Below are 2798 nucleotides of genomic sequence, written 5' to 3'. Positions count from 1 at the left end.
TCCCGCACCGCCACCCCGCTGAACTTCGTGTGCAACACCTTCGTGATCGCCGACGTCAGCGTCGTCTTGCCGTGGTCGATGTGCCCGATCGTCCCCACGTTCACGTGCGGCTTCGTCCGCTCGTACTTCGCCTTCGCCATGGGTCTGGCCTCCGACTCCTCGTTCTAGCGTGTGGCGGCGCGCGCCGCCGGCTTGCCCGCGACCTTCGCCATGATCTCGTCGGCGATCGCCGTCGGAACTTCCTCGTACCGCGCGAACTGCATCGTGGACGTCGCCCGCCCCTGCGTCATCGAGCGGAGGTCGGTCACGTAGCCGAACATCTGGGCGAGGGGCACGTTGGCGCGGATGACCTGGGAGGTGCCGCGCGCCTCCATCGAGACGATGCGGCCGCGGCGGCTGTTCAGGTCGCCGACGACGGCACCCATGTACTCCTCCGGCGTCACGACCTCGACGTCCATCACGGGCTCGAGGAGCACCGGCTTGGCGCGCCGGCAGGCCTCCTTGAAGCCCATGGAGGCGGCGATCTTGAACGCCATCTCCGAGGAGTCCACCTCGTGGTAGGAGCCGTCGGTCAGGCGCACCCTGATGTCGACCATCGGGTACCCGGCCAGGACGCCGTTGTCGAGCGCCTCGCGGATGCCCTTCTCGACCGCCGGGATGTACTCCTTCGGGATCACGCCGCCGACGATCTTGTTCTCGAACTCGAAGCCCTTGCCCGGCTCGTTGGGCTCGACCTCGAGGTACACGTCGCCGTACTGGCCGCGGCCGCCCGTCTGGCGCACGTACCGTCCCTGCGCCTCGGCGTGCTGCCGGATCGTTTCCCGGTAGGCGACCTGAGGCTTGCCGACGTTGGCCTCGACGTGGAACTCGCGCAGCAGACGGTCCACGATGATCTCGAGGTGCAGCTCGCCCATCCCGTGGATGAGCGTCTGCGCCGTCTCCTCCTCGGTCGTCACCCGGAACGTCGGGTCCTCGAGCGCGAGCCGCGCCAGCGACATCGAGAGCCTCTCCTCGTCGGCGCGCGTCTTCGGCTCGATCGCGACCGCGATCACCGGCTCCGGGAAGGTCATCGCCTCGAGCACGATCGGCCTGTCCGCGTCGCAGAGCGTGTCGCCGGTGGTCGTGAGCTTGAGGCCGATGGCGGCGGCGATGTCGCCGGCCGCGACGCCCTCGATCGCTTCCTCCTTGTTCGCGTGCATCCGGAGGAGGCGGCCCACCCGCTCTTTCTTGTCCTTGGTCGAGTTGTAGACGCCGGAGCCGGCCTCGAGCGTGCCCGAGTAGACGCGGAGGAACACGAGTTGGCCGACGTGCTGGTGGCTCATGATCTTGAACGCCAGCGCGGCGAACGGCGCGTCGTCGGCAGCCTTGCGCTCTTCCGTCTCCTTCGTCTCCGGGTTCACGCCCTGCACGGGCGGAATGTCGAGCGGCGACGGCAGGTAGTCGATGACGGCGTCGAGCAGCGGCTGGACACCCTTGTTCTTGAAGGACGCGCCGCAGACCACCGGGAAGAGCTTCAGCGCGATGGTGCCCTTGCGAACGGCCGCCTTGATCTCCTCGGGGCCGATGGGCTCGCTGGCGACGTACTTCGCGAGGAGGTGCTCGTCCACCTCGGCGAGCGCCTCGATCATCTTCTCCCGGTACTCCTTGACCTGGTCGCGGAGGTCGGCCGGGATCTCCACCTTCCTAAATTCCTTGCCGAGCGACTCGTCGTCCTCGTCCCACACGAGCGCCGTCTGCTCGATCAGGTCCGCCAGCCCGCGGTACTGGTCCTCACGGCCGAGGGGCAGCTGGATGGCCACCGGGTGCGCGCCCAGGCGGCTGCGCAGCATGTCCAGGCAGCGATAGAAGTCGGCGCCGACGCGATCCATCTTGTTGACGTAGACGATGCGGGGCACGCGGTACTTGTCGGCCTGCCGCCAGACGGTTTCGGTCTGCGGCTCCACGCCCGACACGGCGTCGAGCACGGCCACGGCGCCGTCGAGCACACGGAGCGAGCGCTCGACCTCGACCGTGAAGTCCACGTGACCCGGCGTGTCGATGATGTTGACGCGGCAATCGCGCCAGAAGCACGTGGTGGCCGCGGAGGTGATGGTGATGCCGCGCTCCTGCTCCTGCACCATCCAGTCCATCGTCGCGGTGCCTTCGTGGACTTCGCCGATCTTGTACGAGCGCCCCGTGTAGTAGAGGATGCGCTCGGTCGTCGTCGTCTTGCCCGCGTCGATGTGGGCCATGATGCCGATATTCCGGGTCTTCTCCAGCGAGTACTGCCGCTCCACGTCGTCCCTCTGCTTTCTTTCTGTCTACCTACATGCGAAGAGGGGGACCAGGTTGCGGCCCCCCCTCTCCGTCGGATTCCCTTACCAGCGGTAATGCGCGAACGCTTTGTTGGCCTCCGCCATCTTGTGCGTGTCTTCCCGCTTCTTCACGGCAGTGCCGCGGTTGTTGGCGGCGTCCAGCAGCTCGGCCGCGAGCTTCTCGGACATGCTGCGCTCCGCGCGCCGGCGCGCGGCGCCGATCACCCAGCGCATGGCCAGCGACGTGCGGCGGTCGGGCCGCACCTCCACCGGCACCTGATACGTCGAGCCGCCGACGCGGCGCGACTTCACCTCGACGGCCGGCTTCACGTTGTCGATGGCCGTCTTGAACATCTTCAGCGCTTCCTGCTTGCTGCGGTCCTCGACGGCGGCCAGCGCCTCGTACATGATCTGCTCCGCCGTGGACTTCTTCCCGCAGATCATCATGATGTTGACGAACTTCGCCACCAGCCGCGAGCCGTACTTCGGATCCGGCAGCACCTC

General features: G+C 67.4%; 3 protein-coding genes. All 3 read right to left on the bottom strand.

All coding sequences use genetic code 11. The features are described from left to right. Positions 1–140 (bottom strand): GTP-binding protein (locus VKG64_05375; protein HKB24469.1); only part of this gene is annotated, 140 nt, incomplete at its 3' end. 24 nt (positions 141–164) lie between these two features. Continuing rightward, positions 165–2276 carry an elongation factor G gene (gene fusA, locus VKG64_05370; GenBank protein ID HKB24468.1) on the bottom strand — a complete coding sequence of 704 codons (2112 nt, stop codon included), beginning with the start codon at positions 2274–2276 and terminating at the stop codon, positions 165–167. An 81-nt stretch (positions 2277–2357) separates the two neighbouring features. Further along, a partial coding sequence (gene rpsG, locus VKG64_05365) for a 30S ribosomal protein S7 (GenBank protein HKB24467.1) occupies positions 2358–2798 on the bottom strand: 441 nt, incomplete at its 5' end.

This window comes from Candidatus Methylomirabilota bacterium (assembly GCA_035260325.1).
In the GTDB taxonomy this organism is placed as follows: domain Bacteria; phylum Methylomirabilota; class Methylomirabilia; order Rokubacteriales; family CSP1-6; genus AR19.
The sequence above is the reverse complement of the archived record's forward strand: the minus strand, read 5'-3'. Positions and strand labels throughout refer to the sequence as shown.